General features: G+C 35.2%; 2 protein-coding genes and 1 pseudogene. 2 read left to right on the forward strand and 1 reads right to left on the reverse strand.

Going from position 1 to position 1,558, the window contains the following annotated elements:
• The first annotated feature begins 300 nt into the window (after positions 1–300).
• Positions 301–423, forward strand: a complete 123-nt coding sequence (locus tag CN288_RS28075; RefSeq protein WP_081811100.1) for a YjcZ family sporulation protein — start codon at positions 301–303, stop codon at positions 421–423.
• 189 nt (positions 424–612) lie between these two features.
• Here CN288_RS28075 and CN288_RS28080 read toward each other — a convergent pair whose 3' ends face one another.
• Positions 613–951, reverse strand: coding sequence for a hypothetical protein (locus CN288_RS28080; protein ID WP_141528045.1), 339 nt, complete (start codon positions 949–951; stop codon positions 613–615).
• A 419-nt stretch (positions 952–1,370) separates the two neighbouring features.
• On the opposite strand from CN288_RS28080, the pseudogene CN288_RS29330 reads away from it, so the two are divergent.
• Positions 1,371–1,558, forward strand: a pseudogene (locus CN288_RS29330) (hypothetical protein); the annotation flags it as partial.

Below are 1,558 nucleotides of genomic sequence, written 5' to 3' on the forward strand. Positions count from 1 at the left end.
AAAGTTTTTGCACCAGAACCCAATTTAGGCACTCATAAGAGTGTCTTTTCTTTATGCAAAATTGCATGAAAACACTAGATAACATAATGTTATTATTTTATTGTTCTATTTTTTGCATTAATCCTGTTAAAATCATACACAATTGATTAACTAAGATTTGAAGAAAGGCACTCATTGAGTGTCTTTTCTTTTTTAAACGGACCTGCTCATATATCATTTAAAAACATAAGGTAATGTAAACCGTGGAAATACATGAAGATGACCCCATTTTTCCCCTCTTAACTAAAAGGAGGAACTAATATGGGCTTTGGAGGTAGTTGTGGTGGCTTTGGTGGCGGGTTTGCTTTACTAATTGTGCTGTTCATCTTGCTAATTATCATTGGTTGCAGCTGTTGGGGTGGCGGATTCGGCGGAGCTTGCTAAAAACAATTAGAAAAGACACTCGCATATGGGTGTCTTTTCTTTACGAAAATAATCCCCACACATTGTGCAAGGATCCAATGTAAACCAATACTTTTTTTGAAGGATCACCTTCAGACTAATACACTCATCCTCCATTAAGGATATCGCCAACAAAACGCGAATTTTGTACGCTAAAGACATTTTTATCAGTTATTCTTTCTGTTTTTTAAATGTACAGTTTCCTTTGATATTCGTTCCTCCTACTTCAAATGTGGTTTGCTTTTTATCTAAAGTTGCTGTAAATGTACGTTCATTTAAGTTAAATGTATATACATTATCGGTATTTTTTTCATATTTTCCTGCAATTGTTCCTGCTCCATCTACCCATTGAACTGTTCCCTCTTTTGTAAATATTATTTTTGCTTCTTTGTCACAGGATGATTCTTCTGTTAATTTCCAAGTACCTACAATTGATGGAGTAGAACTACAGGCAGATAGGAATGTTAAACAAATAAACGTATATAGTGACCTTTTAAACATTTGCTTCAAGCCAATTCCTCCCTCCTTCATTCACGCACCTTCCAATACACTTTGCCACAAAGCTTACAATGCACCGAGATTGTCTCAATAGAAATCCGTCTTTCATCCTGCCGGAAGACACGTAACATGTTGTGCTAAATATATACAGTGATCACAAAAGTATTCCTCCTTTTTCTCCCTAACAAAATGCGGTTTTTATATGTAATTTCACGTACTATATCCCATTGATAAAACCAATTTCGGAAATAAGGCTTATTCTAACGCTCCGTCCCCTTACCCTCTAGCTAAGTTAGTCATAATTCCCTTATTTATTCCTCTATCTTCGACAGTTTGTTTTTAAAACAGTATAAAATCTTATATTTTTCGTCATTTCTTAATAATAGGTATTGACTGAAGGTTTTGAGGGTTTTTATCATGTGGGAACGATTATGGAATACGGCTGGAAGGCAGATTTATCCCCTACTTTGAAAGATCACGAAATAGTAATCAATCAAAATAGATGGATAAGTGTCTTTGTTTTTTTCCATGCGGTCACTTATAAGGTATCCGTATGTATAGACCCTGTTCACTCAGCGATTTTCACCGCATACACCCTTTTTTTCTATGGCTTGTCCTT

It is taken from the genome of Bacillus sp. AFS023182, assembly GCF_002560575.1.
Taxonomy (GTDB): domain Bacteria; phylum Bacillota; class Bacilli; order Bacillales; family Bacillaceae_G; genus Bacillus_A; species Bacillus_A arachidis.